Source organism: Streptomyces sp. NPDC006294, from assembly GCF_042870895.1.
Classification (GTDB): Bacteria; Actinomycetota; Actinomycetes; order Streptomycetales; family Streptomycetaceae; genus Streptomyces.
On the sequence record NZ_JBIAHV010000015.1, the window covers coordinates 119,953 to 136,692 of the forward strand.

Consider the following 16,740-nt stretch of genomic DNA (forward strand, 5'->3'; position numbering starts at 1 on the left):
GCGTACCCCGAACGCACCGTTCGCCGCGACCCCGCACCGCTCCCGTGCCACGGTCGGCGTAACGGCACCCGCCGGCGAACCCGGAGCAGCACATGGCAGATCTGCACGACGCCTCGTCCCTCAGCACCGTCGAACTGGACGACCTCGACGGCGATCTCGACGCACTCGCGGCCGCGACGGCCGCGCCTCCCGATCCGGACTCCTCGGCGCCGGAGGCAGTGGAGGCATCGCCGGGGCCATCGGCGCCCGAGGCCGCCGATCCGCTCACCCGCGCCCGGCGGCTGCTGCGCAGCCACCCCCTGATCGACGGCTACAGCGGTCTCGCGCCCGTGCTGCGCAGCATGCACTGGTACGACCTCGAAGCCGGGGAGAGCCTGCTGGAGACCGATGTGCCGCGGCTGCGGCGCGGCGGGATCGGCGCGCAGTTCTGGTCCCTGCGGGAGCCGGCCGGCAGCGACGAGGCATCGTCGCTGGGCGCGGCGCTGGAACTGATCGACCTGGTGCGGGCCACGGTGGCCGACTGTCCCGAGGGGCTGCGGCTGGCGCTCAGCGCCGACGACGTCGTGAACAGCCGCAACTGCGGGCGGATCTCCGTACTCCTCGGCCCGATGGCGGGCACCGCGCTCGGCGACTCGCTCGCCGCGCTGCGAGCCATGTACACGCTCGGTGTGCGCAGTATGGCCCTCGCCGGCACCCGCTGGACGCAGAACGGCGGTCTGACGCCCTTCGGACACGAGATGGTCCGCGAGATGAACCGGCTCGGTGTCCTCGTGGACCTCTCGGGCTGTTCACTCGACACCGTGCGCCGCACGCTCTGCGTCGCGAGGGCCCCGGTGCTCCTCTCGCACCAGGCGGAGCCCCTGCCGGACGACGTGCTGCGCGCTCTGCGCGCCAACAACGGCGTCTGCATGGTGATGGCCACCGCCGGGACGCTCCCCGAGACCGCCGACCTGCTCGACCGCGTGCGCGAGATCGCCGGGCCGGAGTCCACCGCCCTCAGCGGCGCGTACGACACCGGCCAGGCGCACGCGGCCGGTCTCCAAGACGTCTCCTGTGTACCCAGGCTGATCGCCGAACTGCTCGAACGGGGCTGGTCCGAGACCGAGGTCACCGGTCTGACCTGGTCGAACGTGGCCCGGGTGCTGCGCGGCGCCGAGTTCGCCGCGCGCGCCGCGCAGCCGCGCCGGGCGCCCTCACGGGCGGCCATCGGCGCGCTGGACCTCTGACGGCCCCGGCGGGCTAGGTTGCCGGGAGGGGCACTAGCAGGCGCAGAGGCAGAACGGATGCCCCGCCGGGTCGGCGTAGACGCGGAAGGACCGCTTGCGGTCCTCCGCCTCCAGCACGGTGGCGCCCAGCGCCAGCACCTTGGCCTCCGCGGCGTCCAGGTCCTCGACGGTCACGTCCAGATGGATCTGCTGCGACCGGTCGCCCGACGGCCAGCTCGGCGGTACGAACCCGGGCGCCGCCTGGAACGCGAGGGCCGCGCCCTCGGACCCCTTGAGGTCCACCCAGCCGCCCTCCCCGTAATCCTTGACCTCCTCGATCGTTCCGCCGACGAGTTCGGCGTAGAAGCGGGCGAGGGCCACGGGGTCGGGACAGTCCAGTACGACGGCGCCGATTTTGCCGATGCTCATGGTTCCTCCTCGGTAGTTACCGGCAACTGCTCCCAACCGGTAACGCGGTTACCGCATGCTCCCGCATAACAGGTAACGTCGCAACCATGAATGACAGGCCGCCCGCACCCGGGGGTCTCGCGCTGATCGAGGCGCTGGTGAACACGCTGGACATCGAGACCGGCGCGGACGGCCTCGACACGCCGGAGGTCCGCGAGCGCTTCAGCCTCACCCCACCCGACCTCCCTGCGGCGCGTCACCTCCGGGAGGCGCTCCGCGCGGCCTGCCTCGCCCACGCCGGCCACGGCACGGCGACCGCCCTCGACACGCTGCTGGCCGACGCGCCCCTGCGTGTGGCGATCGCTTCCGACGGCTCGGCCGCGGTCCGCGCCCTCGGCCCCGCGACGCTTCTCTCGCGCGTGGCGGAAGCCATCGCCACGGCGACGGCGGACGGCACATGGGCGCGCCTCAAGGCATGCGAGGCGGAGGACTGCCACTGGGCGTACTACGACCGCAGCCCGGGCGGCCGCAGCCGCTGGTGCTCCATGTCCCTCTGCGGCGCCCGCACCAAAATGCGCACCTACCGCGCCCGCCGCACCCCCTGACCGCGGCGGCCGCCGTATGCGCGGCCGCACACAGCCATCGCCGAGCCCGGGGGCGCGAAGCTGCCGCCACGGGTACGCCGAGGACGGTCGGGCACCGGTCCGTGACGCTCAGGGTCATCGGTCCGCCTGACCGGCAGGAGCGCGTGACCTGCCGGGGGCAAAGCCGCCGCGTCCGGCCCGCCGTGCCTGCGGCGTGGAGCCTGCCGCCCCCGGCCTGCGGCGTGGAGCCTGCCGTCCCCGGCCCGCCGTGCCCGCGGCGCGAAGCTGTCGACCCGTGGGGCCACCGCCCGCTCCGCCAGCCGACCAGCCCCCGGCAGGGTTTCGGGAAGGGGCGGGGCGGGTCGGGGGAGAGTTACGCCCGTGGGCGGCCCATCGCGCGGTACGTCCAGCCCGCGTCACGCCACGCCACCGGGTCCAGCGCATTGCGCCCGTCCAGGATGATCGCCGAGGCCACCGCCTCCTTCAGCTCCGCCGGGTCCAGCTCGCGGAACTCGCGCCACTCCGTCAGGTGCAGCACCACGTCCGCACCCTGTACCGCCTCGAGCGCCGTGTCCGCGTAGCCCAGCGTCGGGAACAGGCGGCGCGCGTTGTCCATGCCCTTGGGGTCGTAGACCGTCACCTGGCCGCCCTGGAGGTGGATCTGCCCGGCGACGTTCAGCGCGGGCGAGTCACGGACGTCGTCCGAGTCCGGCTTGAACGTCGCGCCGAGCACAGCCACCCGCTTGCCCAGGAACGACGTGCCGCCCACCGCTTCCCGTGCCAGCTCCACCATGTGCCCGCGGCGGCGCATGTTGATCGAGTCGACCTCGCGGAGGAAGGTGAGCGCCTGGTCCGCGCCCAGCTCGCCCGCGCGGGCCATGAAGGCGCGGATGTCCTTCGGCAGGCAGCCGCCGCCGAAGCCGACCCCGGCCCGGAGGAACTTCTTGCCGATCCGCTCGTCGTGCCCGATGGCCTCCGCGAGCTTCACGACGTCGCCGCCGGCGGCCTCGCACACCTCGGCCATGGCGTTGATGAAGGAGATCTTCGTCGCGAGGAACGAGTTCGCCGCGGTCTTCACCAGCTCCGCCGTCGGGAAGTCGGTCACCACGAACGGCGATCCTTCGCCGAGCGGCGTCGCGTACACCTCACGCAGCAGCTTCTCCGCGCGCTCGCTCCGCACGCCCACCACGATCCGGTCCGGGTGCAGCGTGTCGTCGACGGCGAAGCCCTCGCGCAGGAACTCCGGGTTCCAGGCCAGCTCCACGTCCTGCCCGGCCGGGGCCTTCTCGGCGAGCAGCCGGGCGAGCCGCTCGGCGGAGCCGACCGGCACGGTCGACTTGCCGACGACGAGCGCCGGGCGCTTCAGGTGCGGGGCGAGCGAGGCGAAGGCGGCGTCGACGTAGCTCATGTCGCACGCGTACTCGCCGTGCTTCTGCGGAGTGTTCACGCACATGAAGTGGACGTCGCCGAACTCGCCCGCCTCCTCGTAGGAGGTGGTGAAGCGCAGCCGCCCGCTGGAGCCCTCGATCCCGGCCACGTGCAGCCGCAGCAGCTCCTCGAGGCCGGGCTCGTACATGGGGACCTTGCCGGCCGCGAGCATCTCGATCTTCTCCGGGACCACGTCCAGCCCCAGGACGTCGAAGCCCAGCTCCGCCATGGCCGCGGCGTGCGTGGCGCCGAGGTAGCCGGTGCCGATCACGGTGATCTTGAGGGCCATGGGGTGCTCCAGTGGTGACGCGGGAGAGGTGCGCGCCCGAGCATATCCGGGCGGCCGCGGGGGAGGTTCCGCATGAGGCGCAGCCGCTGTCGCCAAGGTCACGTATGCCTGGTGCGGAGCGGGCGTCTAAAATCGAAATACTTAACGGTAGTTAACATTCTGGGGAGTGAGAGACGTTGGCGGGAACCGCTGATTTCGACCTGTACCGCCCGGCCGAGGAGCACGACATGCTCCGGGAGACCGTCCGCTCTCTCGCCGAGGCGAAGATCGCGCCGTTCGCCGCCGCGGTGGACGAGGAGGCCCGCTTCCCGCAGGAGGCGCTCGACGCACTGGTCTCCTCCGACCTGCACGCGGTGCACGTGCCGGAGACGTACGGCGGCGCCGGCGCCGACGCGCTCGCCACGGTCATCGTGATCGAGGAGGTGGCCCGGGTCTGCGCCTCGTCCTCCCTCATTCCGGCCGTGAACAAGCTGGGCTCGCTGCCGGTGATCATCTCCGGCTCCGAGGAGCTGAAGAAGAAGTACCTGGGGCCGCTCGCCAAGGGCGACGGGATGTTCTCGTACTGCCTGTCCGAGCCCGACGCGGGCTCCGACGCGGCGGGCATGAAGACGAAGGCCGTCCGCGACGGCGACTTCTACGTCCTGAACGGCGTGAAGCGCTGGATCACCAACGCCGGCGTCTCCGAGTACTACACGGTCATGGCCGTCACCGACCCTTCGAAGCGTTCCAAGGGCATCAGCGCCTTCGTCGTGGAGAAGGGCGACGAGGGTGTCTCCTTCGGCGCTCCGGAGAAGAAGCTCGGCATCAAGGGCTCCCCGACCCGCGAGGTCTACCTGGACAACGTCCGCATCCCCGCCGACCGCATGATCGGCGAGGAGGGCACCGGCTTCGCCACCGCGATGAAGACGCTGGACCACACCCGCATCACCATCGCCGCCCAGGCCCTCGGCATCGCGCAGGGCGCCCTCGACTACGCCAAGGGGTACGTCAAGGAGCGCAAGCAGTTCGGCAAGCCGATCGCGGACTTCCAGGGCATCCAGTTCATGCTCGCGGACATGGCCATGAAGATCGAGGCCGCCCGCCAGCTCACGTACGCGGCCGCCGCCAAGTCGGAGCGCGTCGCCGCCGGAGGTGGAGAAGGGGACCTCACCTTCCAGGGCGCGGCCGCCAAGTGCTTCGCCTCGGACGTCGCGATGGAGGTCACCACGGACGCCGTCCAGCTGCTCGGCGGCTACGGCTACACCCGCGACTACCCGGTGGAGCGCATGATGCGCGACGCCAAGATCACCCAGATCTACGAGGGCACCAACCAGGTCCAGCGGATCGTGATGGCCCGCAACCTGCCGTAACAGCTTTCGCAGGTCAGTCCCCTTTTCCGGTGCTCCGGGAGCAGCGATCGGCTTCCGGTCCGGCCCCGGAGGCCAACGAACGCCCCTGCCATTCGCGGCAGGGGCGTTCGTTGGCCGGACAGCGTCGCAGGCGGTCACTCGTCCTTCGGGGGAATGACGAATCCTCGCATCGGCCCTGGCCCCGGTCTCTCCTCAGGGAACTTGGCGGCCACAGATGCCAGCGCATCAGCCGTCACGTCCCGGCGCGTGGCCGAGTCGGCCGTGTCGTACACGCGCCATGGCCCCGCCGCGTTCTCCGGGTCCACGGGCGCGACCACACCGGCGATTCCCAACTGCCTCAGCACAGCGTCAACTTGCCGGGCCTGCTCAGCGTCCACGCTTCCGCCTTCCCTCTACTTCCGGCCGGCCTGGCCACCACCACCGCCCGAGCAGTGCGAAGCACACCTGCCCGGATTGATCGGGCCGCAGCCGCCGGGCTTGGGCGTGTGGGAGCAGTTCGCTGCCACAGAGACCAGGGCCTTGGTCGGGCCCGTCCACAGTTCACCGTTTACGGTGTGCCCGGCCTGCTCGATGATGGCCACTGTACGGGTGAGCGCGTGTGCGTCGTGCCGCTCGGCGTCGGGGCGCTCGGGCCAGTGGTGCACGAACCGCCCCAGGCGCTCGCACAGCTTCTCGTACAGGTGCGTATGCAGGATCAGAGCGAGCCGTCAGGTGCGGTTGGTCCGAGTCGAAGTCATCTCGGATCGAGAACGCCAGGACGCCCCCGTCCGATGCCGATATCCGGGCGTGGTGCGCGGCCTGTGCCGCCGAGGACCAGGCTCCGGACGTGATCGCGGCCAACCGGCAGTCCGCCGAAGCGCATGTGGAGTGGAAGCGACTCCAGCGGACCTGCCTCCGGCGGCTCCAAGAGAGCACCGGCGACCTGTACCAACACACCAAGGCATTCCGTGTCTACGTATCCGACGTGATCCCTGGCTTCCTCCAGACACCGGGGTACGCCTCCGCCCTGCTGTCCTCCATTGCGGACTTCCGAGGAACACCCGACGACGTGAGCCAGGCCGTGGCGGCTCGGATACGGCGTAACGAGGTGCTGAGAACGGGCGGGCGCCGGTTCTCCTTCGTGTTGGAGGAGTCGGTGCTGCGGTACCGGTTGTGCACCGCCGAAGCCATGGCGGCTCAACTTGGCCACCTGCTCGGGGTCATGGACCTCCAGAACGTCGCTGTGGGCATCCTCCCGTTCTCGGAGCAACGGACAGTGTGGCCGATGCCGACCTTTACGATCTTCGACGACCGAAGGGTGCACGCCGACACCCTGGACGCCGCCTCCACGCTCACGCAGCCCAGCCAGGTCGAGCTGTACGGCCGCGCTTTTGTACGTCTCTCGCAGCAGGCTGCACGGGGTTCGGCAGCACGCTCCCTCATCGCGGATGCGGTGGCATCCCTGGGCTGACCAGCGATGGTGGCATTTCACATGCGGATGATGCTGGGGAGGCCCCCTGCGAGGAGGTGTTCGTGCAGGTCACAGCGACAGACGATGTAGAGCACCCAGATCTGTGAGGGCACCGACCGGCTTCAGCGGACCGTGATGCCCCGCAACCTGCCGTCTGCGGCTCCTGAGCCGACGACGAACGCCCTCTGCCGATCCCGACGATCCCGGCAGGGGCGTTCACGCATGGTCAGCGGTTCTGCCGTCGGCACCCGCCCGGCGCCTGCGCACGGCGAACATCAGCCCCGCACCGGCGACGGCCGCCGCGGCCGCACCGCCGGCGGCCAGGGTGAGGTCGGAGCCGGCGCCGGTGGCGGCCAGGGTGCGGCTGCTGCCGGTCGTCACCACGTTCTGATGACCGGTGGTGGCAGCGGTCGTGGTGGTCGTTCCGGAGGTCTTGGCCTGGTCGGAGCCGACGGCAGGCTTCGTGTCGGCGTCCTTGTCGTCACCGTCGTCGGCGTCTCCGTTACCGCCGCCGGTGCTGTCGTCACCGCCGTTGCCGGCGTTCTCCTCTTCGGCGGCCTTCTGGTCCAGGGCGCGCGCCTCGTGCTGCCCGGTCTCCAGGAATGCGACGCGGTCCTCGGGAGTGCCCTTCAGTGCGGCCTTGCCGGCTTCCTTCACATGGGAGCCGCCCTTGCTGATGATATGAGAGATCAGCACCTGGTTGTCGGCGTCGCGGGCGGTGTGCTGGCCGCTCTCGAGGAAGGCGGTGCGGTCCTCGGGGGTGCCTTCGAGGGCGGCCACGGCGGCCTCGTACAGCCCGGGTCCGGCGCCGTTGAGGAGGCGGACGATCTCGACCTTGTTGTCCTCGTCGCGGGCGGTGTGCTGCCCGGTCTCCAGGAATGCGACGCGGTCCTCGGGAGTGCCCTTCAGCGCGGCCAGGCCGTCCCTCTTCACACCGCGGCCGCCGGTGCTGATGATCTGGGTGATGAGGACGCGGTTGTCCTGGTCCCGGGCGACGTGCTGGCCGCTCTCGAGGAACGCCCGCATCGCCTCCGGGCCCTTGTCGATGGCCGCGCTGCCCGCCTCGGCCACCACCGAGCCCGGCTTGGCGGCGCCGATGATGCGCAGGATCTCGATCCGGTCCTTCTCCGCCTGCTCGTCAGTCCCGGAGAGCTGCTGGTCGGGAGAGCTGGGGGCGGGAGGCGCCGACCGGGTGGCGGAGTCCTCCGCGAGGGCCGGCGACGCGAGCAGGGCCGGAGCAAGGGCGGCGACCGTGACGGCCGAGGCGATGCGAGACAACTTCAAGGAGGACTCCCACGCTTCTTCACATGATCTTCTTATGGCCCGTCAACTGTACGGAGGATTGCGCTGTTGATCGAACGGATTGCGCCGACGGCGGCTCACGCCCGCTTCCCCGAAGGTGTCGCCGCTGCTTCCGCACCGCAATTCACGGGAATCTCTGACGAGTTGACCGGGTCGCCGCCACACTGTGTGCATGGTCGATCACCCGCCGGAAGTGCCGAGTCATCTCGTCATCAGGATCCAGCAGCCGGACGACCCGGTGGCCGAGGTCACTGAGGTGGACGCCTTCGCCTCCCAGGTGGCGTATCCGAAGATCGTGGTGCGCGGACCGTTGTTCGGGGTGGCGGAGCAACGGCGCGGGGAACGGCCCCGGTGGCGGCTGCTGGCGGACATGGATTCCTCCGGGTGTCCGCAGGTGGCGCGGGATACGCTCAACTCGTATCTCTGGTTCAAGGCCAAGGACGAGACCGAGGATCCTCGTGAGCGGCGTGAGCTGCTGGACGCCGTGGCCCGGCTCGAGAAGGAGCGGGTGGACGAGCTGACGGTGGCCGGGACGCGCTACCGCATCGTCCGCGCCGACGAGTTCGTGAGGATCGGCGACGGCCGGCCGGAGCCGCCACGGCCCACGGACGTGGACTCCGAGGGCTGGGACCGCTCGTTGCGCAGCGAGTCGCGGACGAAGGGGTTCGTGCTCGACCACGCCTCCGCGGTAGGGCTGTCGGAGGGCCTCGACCGGGCGACGCTGGTCAACTTCGCGTACTCCTCGGAGCGTTACCCGGCCGACGTGCTGGCCGACTCCCGGCGTGCCCTGCGCACGCATCCGGGCGTGGTGCTGCTGCCGGTGGCGTTCCGGGTGACGGAGAGAAGCGAGGACGGATGGTCGATGGTCTCCGCCCCGCTGCCGACCCCGCAGGACGCCCGGCGTTCTCTCGTGAACTACCTGCAGGAGTTCATGCCGATGCTGGAGGACATCGAAGAGAAGGACGCCGCGGTGTACGCCCGCGCCGCCGAGCGCTTCAAAGAGCGGACCCGGCCCGACGAACTGGTGGTGCGCGGGCGGCGCTTCCACATCGCCCGGGTGGAGCGCATGGTGCGCATCGGGCCCGACGGCCCGGAGCCGCCGCGCCCCTCGGACCTGAACAGCCAGGAGCCGATGCAGCTCCATCCGACGATGGACGAGTGGGGGACCGTCACGTACGAGAGCGACGACGCCTGACCGGGTCGCCGGTCTGTATGCCGGGGCCCGGCCCGGCCCGGTCCCGCCTTCGGGCCGCCGACGCGGCCCTGCGCGCCCGGCGCGGGGACCGCCGCCGGGCCGACGCCCTGCTCGACCTGATCGCCGCATACGTCGAGGACTACGCGAGCGGGTGGCGCCCGGTCCGGGACGACTGCGCCGGGCCTATCGTTGCGCGGTTCGTCCGCGTGGCGGGTGCCGTCGCGAGGTCGTCGGTTCGGCACTCGCGACAGCCGCCTGCGGCGGGGGCTCGGAAGGCGCGGTCGCGCTCGTCACTCCTCGCTGAGGATCTCCTCGGCACTGGTGGCTGTGACGGCCTTGCTGAGCCACCGGCGCATCACTTCGGGGTCGTCGGCGTTGGTGATGCGCTCGCGGACGGCGTCCGAAACGTCCAGGCCACGCACTGCGAGGATCAGCAGGATGTCCTCGGCGCGGCCTTCGGCACGGCCTTCGTCCCTGATTTCTTCCGACAACGGCGATTTGTAGAAGGAGAGGTCCACGGCCACCAGGTTCCTCCACTGTTGGAGGGCCGGGCGCTTGCCCATGCCCTGTGCGGTGAGTTCGACGACGGGGTCGGCGATGGCTTCCGGTACGTCCCGGAGCGCGGCGGACAGCGTTTTCAGCATGGTACCGATGTCCGGATCGTCTGCGTGTGTGATCGCGGCGAGCGTCGCGAGAGCCAGATCCTTGCGGGCCTCGGCGACGTCGGTGATGACGGGCATGTTGTGCGGGCCTGCGACCAGGGGGCGCAGGGTGAGCGCCGGCCACTGGCGTGGCCCGATGTCCACCGGTTGCGACGCCCACGCGGCGGTGCTCCGGTCTTGGCAGACGATCAGCAGGACGGGCGGCAGCCGGTACTTCGTGTGCAGGAAGGACAGGTAGTAGGCCCAGCTGGCCGGTTTGTCCGGGTCCTTCTTTCCCTGCGCCTCGATGGCGAGGAGGAACGAGTCGCCGTCCTCGGCGTCGATGCGCAGCAGCGTGTCGACGCGGCGCTCCACCGGACGGGCCTCCGTGAGGTCGGTGGGGAGGATGACGGCCGATAACGGTGGGGAGAACGGGACCCCCAGGGCTTCGGAGACACGGGAGAAGAGGCCCGGATACTCCTGGAAGATGCGATGCATCGCCTCGTGAGGCGAACTCACCATGCGCGGTCCTTCGGTGGGTGTGGTGGCGTCGGTTGTCGTCAGGCGGCTGCCTGCGTATCCGGTCGGCAGCCGTGGCAGTGCCCTGGTCGGGAGGACCGGAAGGCGCGGTCGCATGTGTCGCAGTTCTGGAGCGGGTCCCGGGGCCGGACCGTCGGCACTGCCGGGAGTGGTGGTGGCAGGAGCACGGTGAGGCGGTGGGCGAGGAGGGCCGCGGGCTGCTTCACAGGGTCTGGCAGCCCCGTCGTGAGCGCCTGGCGTACGGCGTCCGGGGCGGCCTCGCGTTCCAGCCAGGCCGCGACGGCCGGGGCCAGGCGGCGGACGTCCTGTTCGCCGAGGATCAGCCGGGGCTCGTCGCGGCGCAGGCCCGCGAGCAGGTCCGTGGCCACGCGGTGGCGCTCCAGGTCGGGGGCCTCGGGCTGCGGCAGCGGCGGGCGTGGGCGTTGGGGTGCGGGTGCGGGCGCGGGTGCGGGCGCGGGTGCGCGGGCCGGTTCCGGTTCCGGTACGGGCTCTGGCTCCGGCGTGGGCTCCGGCGCAGGCTCCGGTTCCCGTACCGGCGGCGGGCACGCGGCGGTCGCCGCCTCCGGGCGGTTGTACGAGACCGTGCGCGTCACGAGCTTGCCCCCGGGCAGGCGCTCCAGCCTGCGCGCCAGGTAGCTGTGCTCCTCCAGTTCGCGCAGCGCCGCCGCGATCCTGGCCTCGCTCTCCGGGAAGCGGTCGGCGAGCACCTTGATGCCGACCTTCGCCCCCTCGGGCAGCGACTGGATGTGCACGGCCAGCCCGATCGCGGTGAGCGACAACTGCCCGTGCTGGGCGCGGTGGTTGCCGACGATCGTGAAGCGTGTGGTGTGGATCGAGTTCACATGGATCACGCCGAAAGCGGTGGCGCGGCCGGGAACACGGGACGAGGCGCGCGAGGGCGCGGTAATCTGCTGGGTATCCATCGGGAAGCCCTAACTTCCTCGGTGGTCAGGCCCTCGATCGGGATTCGCAGTCCCGGCCGGGGGCCGTCGCATGTCTGGTGTTGTCGCGGCGAGCATATGCCCGCCAACCCGCCCGAAATCCAGTCCGATTGGTCAATGTCACCCGCGCGAGTGACAGCACCGGGGTCGGGTGGGGTGGGTGGTTTTACCCGTTTCTTTCAAGCGTTCTTTAGAGCTCTTGCATCGTGCGGACCCGCGTCGCGGACAACCGGGTCGCGTGTCTCCGCGACCCGGTCCCACCAGTCACGGAACAAGATCCAGCTCCGCCCAGACGGTCTTCCGGGGTACGGGCCCGAGCGCCACGCCCCACCGGTCCGCCAGCGCCTCGACGATCAACAGCCCGCGCCCGCGCCCGCGCCCGGACTCGGACTCGGAGTCGGCGGCATGAGCGGAGGAGCGGGGCAGACGGTCGCCACGGGTGTCGCTGACCGCGATCCGTAGCCGCTTGCCGCCGTCCTCGACGGCGAGTTCCAGCCGGAAGTCCCTTCCCGGCACACGCCCGTGCACCGCCGCGTTGGTCGCCAGCTCGGCGACGATCTGCGCGGCCGACTCGGACGGCAGGCCCCAGGAGCTCAACTGGGCGCTGGTCAGCAGCCGCGCCAGCCGGGCTCCCCGGCGGGTGGGGGAGAGCAGCACGGTGAACTGGCGAGCAGGAGCGGAACGTTCGGTTCGAGTGATTTCCTGATTCACGTGACTCAGCGTGGCCGGTTCGTGCTTACGCTGAACAGAGCGACGCGTGTACGGACCGTGACCGTCCCGGTGGTGTACGGCCCTGTCCAACCGGTACGGCGTCGTCCAAGTCGCGGTACACGTACGGGCGGAGGCGGGTTGCGTATGACGGAGGGTACTGAGGGCACGGAGGAACCGGACCGGGAGCTCGACCTGGACGACGACGACTCGGGCGCGGTGATCGCGGCGGTCGGCCGGCAGGTCCGCCTCTGGCGCGAGGCGGCGGGCATGAGGGCGGCGGAGCTGGGCGCGGCGATCGGGTACGGCGAGAACCAGGTCTACAAGGTCGAGGCGGGCAAGCGCATCCCGAAGCCCGAGTTCCTGGACCGGGCGGACGAAGTCCTGGGCGCGGGCGGCAAGCTGGCCGCGATGAAGAAGGACGTCGCGGAGGCGCGGTACCCGAAGAAGGTCCGCGACCTGGCGAAGCTGGAGGCGGACGCGGTCGAGATGGGGGCGTATGCGGGTGTCGTGGTGCACGGGCTGCTCCAGACCGAGGAGTACGCGAGGGCGCTGTTCGGCGAGCGGCGGCCCGCGTTCAGTGAGGACCAGATCGAGCGCTTCATGGCCGCGCGCATGGCCCGTCAGTCCGTCTTCGAGGGTCAGCCCGCCCCGCTTCTGACCTTCGTTCAGGAAGAGGCGACGCTAAGGCGGCCGACCGGGGGCAGAATGGTGTTGCGCCGACAGCTCGAACGCCTGCTTGAATTGAGCGCGTTGAGGCACGTTGAGATCCAGGTCATGCCGACGGAGACGGAGGAGCATGCGGGGCTTAACGGTTCACATCGAGTGCTCAAGCTGAAGGACGGCACGGCGGTGGGGCATGTCGAGATCCAGCTCACCAGCCGTCTCATCAGCGATCCCAAGGAGGTCCAGATCCTTGAGATGCGATACGGCCTGATCCGTGCGCAGGCGCTCACGCCTCGACTGTCGCGGGCATTCATCGAGAAACTGTTGGGAGACACATGAGCGCCAAGCCCCCGACCGGAGACATCTCCGGACTGACGTGGGTCAAAAGCAGCCACAGCACAGCCGACGGTCCCGACTGCGTCGAGGTCGCCGCAGTCCTCCGCACGGTCCACGTCCGGGACTCCAAGAACGTGCCTGGCCCTGAGCTCGGCTTCACGTCCACCGCGTGGACGGACTTCGTGACGTACGCCTCCGGAAGCTGATGGAGGGCCATATGATCCTCAAGCCCTCCGACAGGGCCGGCTCCACACGCGCGTGGTTCAAGAGCAGCTACAGCAGCAACGACGGCCCTGCCTGCGTCGAAGCTGCCGTCGCCCCCGGCGCTATACACGTCCGGGACTCCAAGAACGTGCCCGGTCCCGAGCTCGGCTTCACGCCCTCCGCGTGGACGGACTTCGTGACGTACGCCTCCGGCAACTGACCCGCGTACGCGCGCCCCGTAAGCAGACGGGGCGCGCGTACGCGTGGGCGAGGGGTCAACGGCCCGCCTGCAGCGCGGTCCAGGTGCCGGAGCCGACGATGCCGTCCACGACCAGGCCGCGGGTGCTCTGGTAGGAGCGGACGGCCGAGTCGGTGCCCGGGCCGAAGCTGCCGTCGATGGTGACGGTCTTGCCGAGCGCGGCCGTCAGGGCGCGCTGGAGTCGCTTGACGGCCTCGCCCGTGCTGCCCTGGCGAAGGGTCGGCCGGTCACCGGCGGAGAGCAGCGCGGTCCAGGTCTTCGGGCCCACCGTGCCGTCGGCGGCCAGCTTCCGTGACGTCTGGAAGGCCTTCACCGCGCTCAGCGTCGCCGGCCCGAACTGCCCGTCCACCGAGCCCGGGTCGAAGGACTGCGCCTTCAGCAGCGTCTGCAGTGCCTTGACGTGGGCGCCGGTCGCGCCGCTGGTCAGCGTCGGGTAGGAGCTGAAGCTGATGCCGTCCACGCTGCCGGAGGTGCCGCCGACGAGCTGCATGTAGTAGGTCCAGTTCCAGTGCGGACCGGGGTCGGTGTGGTCGTTGTCGGGGAGTTCGTTGTGGCCGACGATGTGCGCGCGGTCCTTGGGGATGCCGTAGGTGTCGCACAGGTGCTTGGTCAGTGCGGCCGAGGAGCGGTACATCGTGTCGGTGAACCAGCTCGGGTTGTCCACCCAGCCCTCGTGCTCGATGCCGAGGGAGGACGAGTTGGCGGACCGGGCGTGCCAGGCGGTGTCGCGGTTGCGGACCATCTGGGTGATCTCGCCGTCCGAGGAGCGGATCACGTAGTGCGCGCTGACGTTCGAGGACGGGTTCTGGAACCAGCTGATCGCGCCGGCGTACGAGCCCTGGGTGACGTGGACGACGACCTTGTTGATCGAGGCGGAGCGCCCGGACGTGTAGTTGGTCGACGAGGCGGGCACCCACCGGGCCGGCCCGTAGTCGGTGCTCTGGATGGACAGCCCGGCCTCGGCGTACGCGCCCTTGTCGGGGCTGACGGACTGTCCGAGGACGACGACCTCCTCCGTGCTGCGCGGGCCGCCCGGCCGGGCGAGCAGACCGCCCGTGAGGAAGCCGTAGACGCTGTCGGCGTACAGGGCGGCGGCCTGCTTGCCGGCGCCGCTGTAGCGGGCGACGGCCGTGTACCAGGCGCCCGGGTCGCGGCGCTCGGCGGCGTTCAGCCCGAGGTCGTCGGCGTAGGAGCGCAGGACGGCGGCGGCGCCGTGGATGTTGGCGGCGGTGTCGGTGCGCAACCGGGCGAGCGGGTGGCCGGTGAGCGCGGCGGCCTCGCGGAGGGTGCGGTTGCGGGGGTTGTCGGTGAGGTGCATGACGCCGAAGCCGTGCGCCTGGCTCGGGGCGCCGTCGTGGCCGTCGAGGTGGGTCTCGCTCCAGCCGAGGGCGACGAGCAGGTCGCGCGGCACGTCGTGGCGGGCGGCGGCCGCGGCGAAGGCGCGGCCGACGGGGCCCTGTTGGGCCTGAGCGGCGGTGGCGTGCGGTGCGGGGGAGGGGGCCGCGGGTGAGTGGATCGCGGCGGCGGGCACCGAGGCGAGGGTGAGTCCGCAGAGGGCCGCGGCGACCAGGGTCGCCGTGGTGAGGCGTCGACGGGTTGCTGTCGTGCACAGGGACATGGGGGCTCCTGAGAGTGGTGGGACAGCGGTCGCTCGTGCGCGCGGCAGGGAGAGATGCGGTCTCCGCCCGCAAATGGCAGTAGAGGCATGGTCATGACAAGGTGGGGTGGGTAACTCACCCTGCAACTACGCGCGTTGACAACTCAAGCACACCGACGCGTCCAGGTCAGGTGTAGGCAGGAACATGTCAGAACGAACATGTCAGAACGACATGTGGTGCCGCCGCACGGCAACGGGCCCGTACCGCGCTTCGAGCGCGACACGGGCCCGTGGGCACCGCCGGTCACTTGTCGGAGACGGTGACCTTCTCGTCGTTCTGGATCTGCTGCACCAACTGCCGCACCTTCGCCTTGTCCCAGACGAGGTTGCCGCCGCGGCTGCCGGAGATGGGGATGTTCATCGACGTGCCGTCGCCGCTGCTGACGCCCTTCATCGCGAAGAACATCGACCCCAGATGCCAGAGGGACATGTCCTTGTCGACGATCAGGGTGTCGAGCCCCGCGCCCAGCGTCGGGTACAGCTTGAACGGGTTGAGGATCGTGCCCGGCGTCGCGGCCTGGCTGGCCAGCGCGGAGAGGAACTTCTGCTGGTTCTTCGTACGGTCCAGGTCGCTGCCCGCGAACGCGTAGCGGGTACGGACGAAGGCGAGGGCCTGCTCGCCGTCGAGGGTCTGCTTGCCGGCCTCGAAGTCGGCACCGGACTTCTTGTCCTTGAAGCCCTTCTCGATGTTCATCTCGACACCGCCGAGGGCGTCGACGATGCCCGCGAAGCCCGCGAAGCCGATCTCGGCGTAGTGGTCGATACGCAGGCCCGTGTTGTGCTCGACGGTGCGGACCAGCAGCTCGGGGCCGTCCTCCGCGTACGCGGCGTTGAGCTTGACCCGACGACCCTTGCCGGGGAACGTCCTGCCGGACTCGGAGCCGACGAAGGTGGGTATCTCGACGTCCGAGTCACGCGGCAGGGACACCATGGTGTTCCCGCTCGAGCAGGCCGCGAGGATCATCATCGAGTCGGTGCGCTTGCCCTCGGCGCTGCCGGTGTGGAGCTTCTTCTTCTCCTCGGCGCTCATGCCCTCGCGGCTGTCGGAGCCGACGATCAGGTACGTGGTGCAGTCGCCCTCCGCCGGACGCTCGATGACCTTGGTGAGGTCGACCTCGCGCCGCACCTTGGAGTCGGCCCAGAAGTACGTGCCGACGGTCGTGGCGAGCACCGCCACGAGGACGACGATCGAGCCGACCTTGAACCGGCGCCGCCAGTCGGGAGCCGGGCCCGGCTGCCCGTAGGGCGCGCCGCCCTGCGGCGGGATGTCGCCGCGGCCGCCGCCGTAGACCTGGCCGGTGTTGTAACCGGGCTCCGCGTAGCCGCCCTGGCCCTGGTCGTAACCGCGCTGCTGCGGGGGCACACCGTGCGGGGGCGCGGCCGGTCGCTGGACGTGGCGCATGACGCGCGCGCTCTCCGGCTGTGCGCCGGCGCTGCCGCGCCCGTAGCCGCGTGCGTCGCCGTTGCCGCCGTTGGCGGACCATCCCTCGGGCCAGTCATTCATGGCGAACAGTGTGCCGGTCGCGGTGCCCGCCCAGACAGGGCGGGTGGCGATTCGGACCAGGGCTGTAGCGAAGC

At 70.6% G+C, this 16,740-nt stretch carries 16 protein-coding genes; 8 read left to right on the forward strand and 8 right to left on the reverse strand.

Going from position 1 to position 16,740, the window contains the following annotated elements:
- Positions 1-92 precede the first annotated feature (92 nt).
- Positions 93-1,226: a membrane dipeptidase gene (locus ACFYOP_RS25875; RefSeq protein ID WP_356894173.1), complete on the forward strand. Its 1,134-nt coding sequence runs from the start codon at positions 93-95 to the stop codon at positions 1,224-1,226.
- Positions 1,227-1,259: 33 nt separating this feature from the next.
- On the opposite strand, the gene ACFYOP_RS25880 is transcribed toward ACFYOP_RS25875, so the two are convergent.
- On the reverse strand, positions 1,260-1,634 hold the full coding sequence (locus ACFYOP_RS25880; RefSeq protein ID WP_356894171.1) for a VOC family protein: 375 nt from the start codon (positions 1,632-1,634) through the stop codon (positions 1,260-1,262).
- An 86-nt stretch (positions 1,635-1,720) separates the two neighbouring features.
- On the opposite strand from ACFYOP_RS25880, the gene ACFYOP_RS25885 reads away from it, so the two are divergent.
- Positions 1,721-2,218, forward strand: a complete 498-nt coding sequence (locus ACFYOP_RS25885; RefSeq protein ID WP_356894169.1) for a CGNR zinc finger domain-containing protein — start codon at positions 1,721-1,723, stop codon at positions 2,216-2,218.
- 352 nt (positions 2,219-2,570) lie between these two features.
- Here the strand turns inward: ACFYOP_RS25885 and ACFYOP_RS25890 are convergent, their stop codons facing one another.
- Positions 2,571-3,914 (reverse strand): UDP-glucose/GDP-mannose dehydrogenase family protein, encoded by a 1,344-nt coding sequence (locus ACFYOP_RS25890; protein WP_356894167.1) that lies wholly within the window; start codon positions 3,912-3,914, stop codon positions 2,571-2,573.
- Between the two features lie 176 nt (positions 3,915-4,090).
- Between ACFYOP_RS25890 and ACFYOP_RS25895 the strand changes: the two genes are divergently transcribed.
- Together ACFYOP_RS25895 and ACFYOP_RS25900 are read left to right on the forward strand one after the other, a co-directional pair.
- Positions 4,091-5,263: an acyl-CoA dehydrogenase gene (locus ACFYOP_RS25895; protein ID WP_356894165.1), complete on the forward strand. Its 1,173-nt coding sequence runs from the start codon at positions 4,091-4,093 to the stop codon at positions 5,261-5,263.
- 598 nt (positions 5,264-5,861) lie between these two features.
- Positions 5,862-6,713: a DUF5753 domain-containing protein gene (locus ACFYOP_RS25900; protein WP_388452932.1), complete on the forward strand. Its 852-nt coding sequence runs from the start codon at positions 5,862-5,864 to the stop codon at positions 6,711-6,713.
- A gap of 216 nt (positions 6,714-6,929) precedes the next feature.
- On the opposite strand, the gene ACFYOP_RS25905 is transcribed toward ACFYOP_RS25900, so the two are convergent.
- Positions 6,930-7,997 (reverse strand): ALF repeat-containing protein, encoded by a 1,068-nt coding sequence (locus ACFYOP_RS25905; RefSeq protein WP_356894163.1) that lies wholly within the window; start codon positions 7,995-7,997, stop codon positions 6,930-6,932.
- A 190-nt stretch (positions 7,998-8,187) separates the two neighbouring features.
- Between ACFYOP_RS25905 and ACFYOP_RS25910 the strand changes: the two genes are divergently transcribed.
- The gene (locus tag ACFYOP_RS25910) at positions 8,188-9,210 is read left to right on the forward strand and encodes a DUF5954 family protein (RefSeq protein ID WP_356894161.1); all 1,023 of its coding nucleotides are present in this window, start codon (positions 8,188-8,190) and stop codon (positions 9,208-9,210) included.
- Positions 9,211-9,500: 290 nt separating this feature from the next.
- Here ACFYOP_RS25910 and ACFYOP_RS25915 read toward each other — a convergent pair whose 3' ends face one another.
- The 3 genes from ACFYOP_RS25915 to ACFYOP_RS25925 all read right to left on the reverse strand — a co-directional run bounded on the left by ACFYOP_RS25915 (position 9,501) and on the right by ACFYOP_RS25925 (position 12,043).
- On the reverse strand, positions 9,501-10,373 hold the full coding sequence (locus tag ACFYOP_RS25915; RefSeq protein WP_356894159.1) for a hypothetical protein: 873 nt from the start codon (positions 10,371-10,373) through the stop codon (positions 9,501-9,503).
- A gap of 38 nt (positions 10,374-10,411) precedes the next feature.
- Positions 10,412-11,314: a helix-turn-helix domain-containing protein gene (locus ACFYOP_RS25920; protein ID WP_356894157.1), complete on the reverse strand. Its 903-nt coding sequence runs from the start codon at positions 11,312-11,314 to the stop codon at positions 10,412-10,414.
- A gap of 282 nt (positions 11,315-11,596) precedes the next feature.
- Complete coding sequence (locus ACFYOP_RS25925; protein ID WP_356894155.1) at positions 11,597-12,043, reverse strand: ATP-binding protein; 447 nt, start codon at positions 12,041-12,043, stop codon at positions 11,597-11,599.
- Between the two features lie 144 nt (positions 12,044-12,187).
- Here ACFYOP_RS25925 and ACFYOP_RS25930 point away from each other — a divergent pair, with 144 nt between their 5' ends.
- Genes ACFYOP_RS25930 through ACFYOP_RS25940 form a run of 3 tightly spaced genes read left to right on the forward strand, consistent with a single transcriptional unit; the run spans position 12,188 to position 13,466 of the window.
- Entirely contained in the window at positions 12,188-13,045 is an 858-nt protein-coding gene (locus ACFYOP_RS25930; RefSeq protein WP_356894153.1) for a helix-turn-helix transcriptional regulator, read from the forward strand.
- A complete protein-coding gene (locus ACFYOP_RS25935) occupies positions 13,042-13,248 on the forward strand; it encodes a DUF397 domain-containing protein (protein WP_356894151.1) in 207 nt (68 codons plus the stop codon). Before ACFYOP_RS25930 ends, ACFYOP_RS25935 begins: the two co-directional genes overlap by 4 nt.
- 11 nt (positions 13,249-13,259) lie before the next feature.
- The gene (locus ACFYOP_RS25940; protein ID WP_356894149.1) at positions 13,260-13,466 is read left to right on the forward strand and encodes a DUF397 domain-containing protein; all 207 of its coding nucleotides are present in this window, start codon (positions 13,260-13,262) and stop codon (positions 13,464-13,466) included.
- A gap of 55 nt (positions 13,467-13,521) precedes the next feature.
- Here the strand turns inward: ACFYOP_RS25940 and ACFYOP_RS25945 are convergent, their stop codons facing one another.
- Positions 13,522-15,123 (reverse strand): N-acetylmuramoyl-L-alanine amidase, encoded by a 1,602-nt coding sequence (locus ACFYOP_RS25945; RefSeq protein ID WP_356894147.1) that lies wholly within the window; start codon positions 15,121-15,123, stop codon positions 13,522-13,524.
- Positions 15,124-15,406: 283 nt separating this feature from the next.
- On the reverse strand, positions 15,407-16,666 hold the full coding sequence (locus ACFYOP_RS25950; RefSeq protein ID WP_356894145.1) for an LCP family protein: 1,260 nt from the start codon (positions 16,664-16,666) through the stop codon (positions 15,407-15,409).
- Between the last annotated feature and the right edge of the window lie 74 nt (positions 16,667-16,740).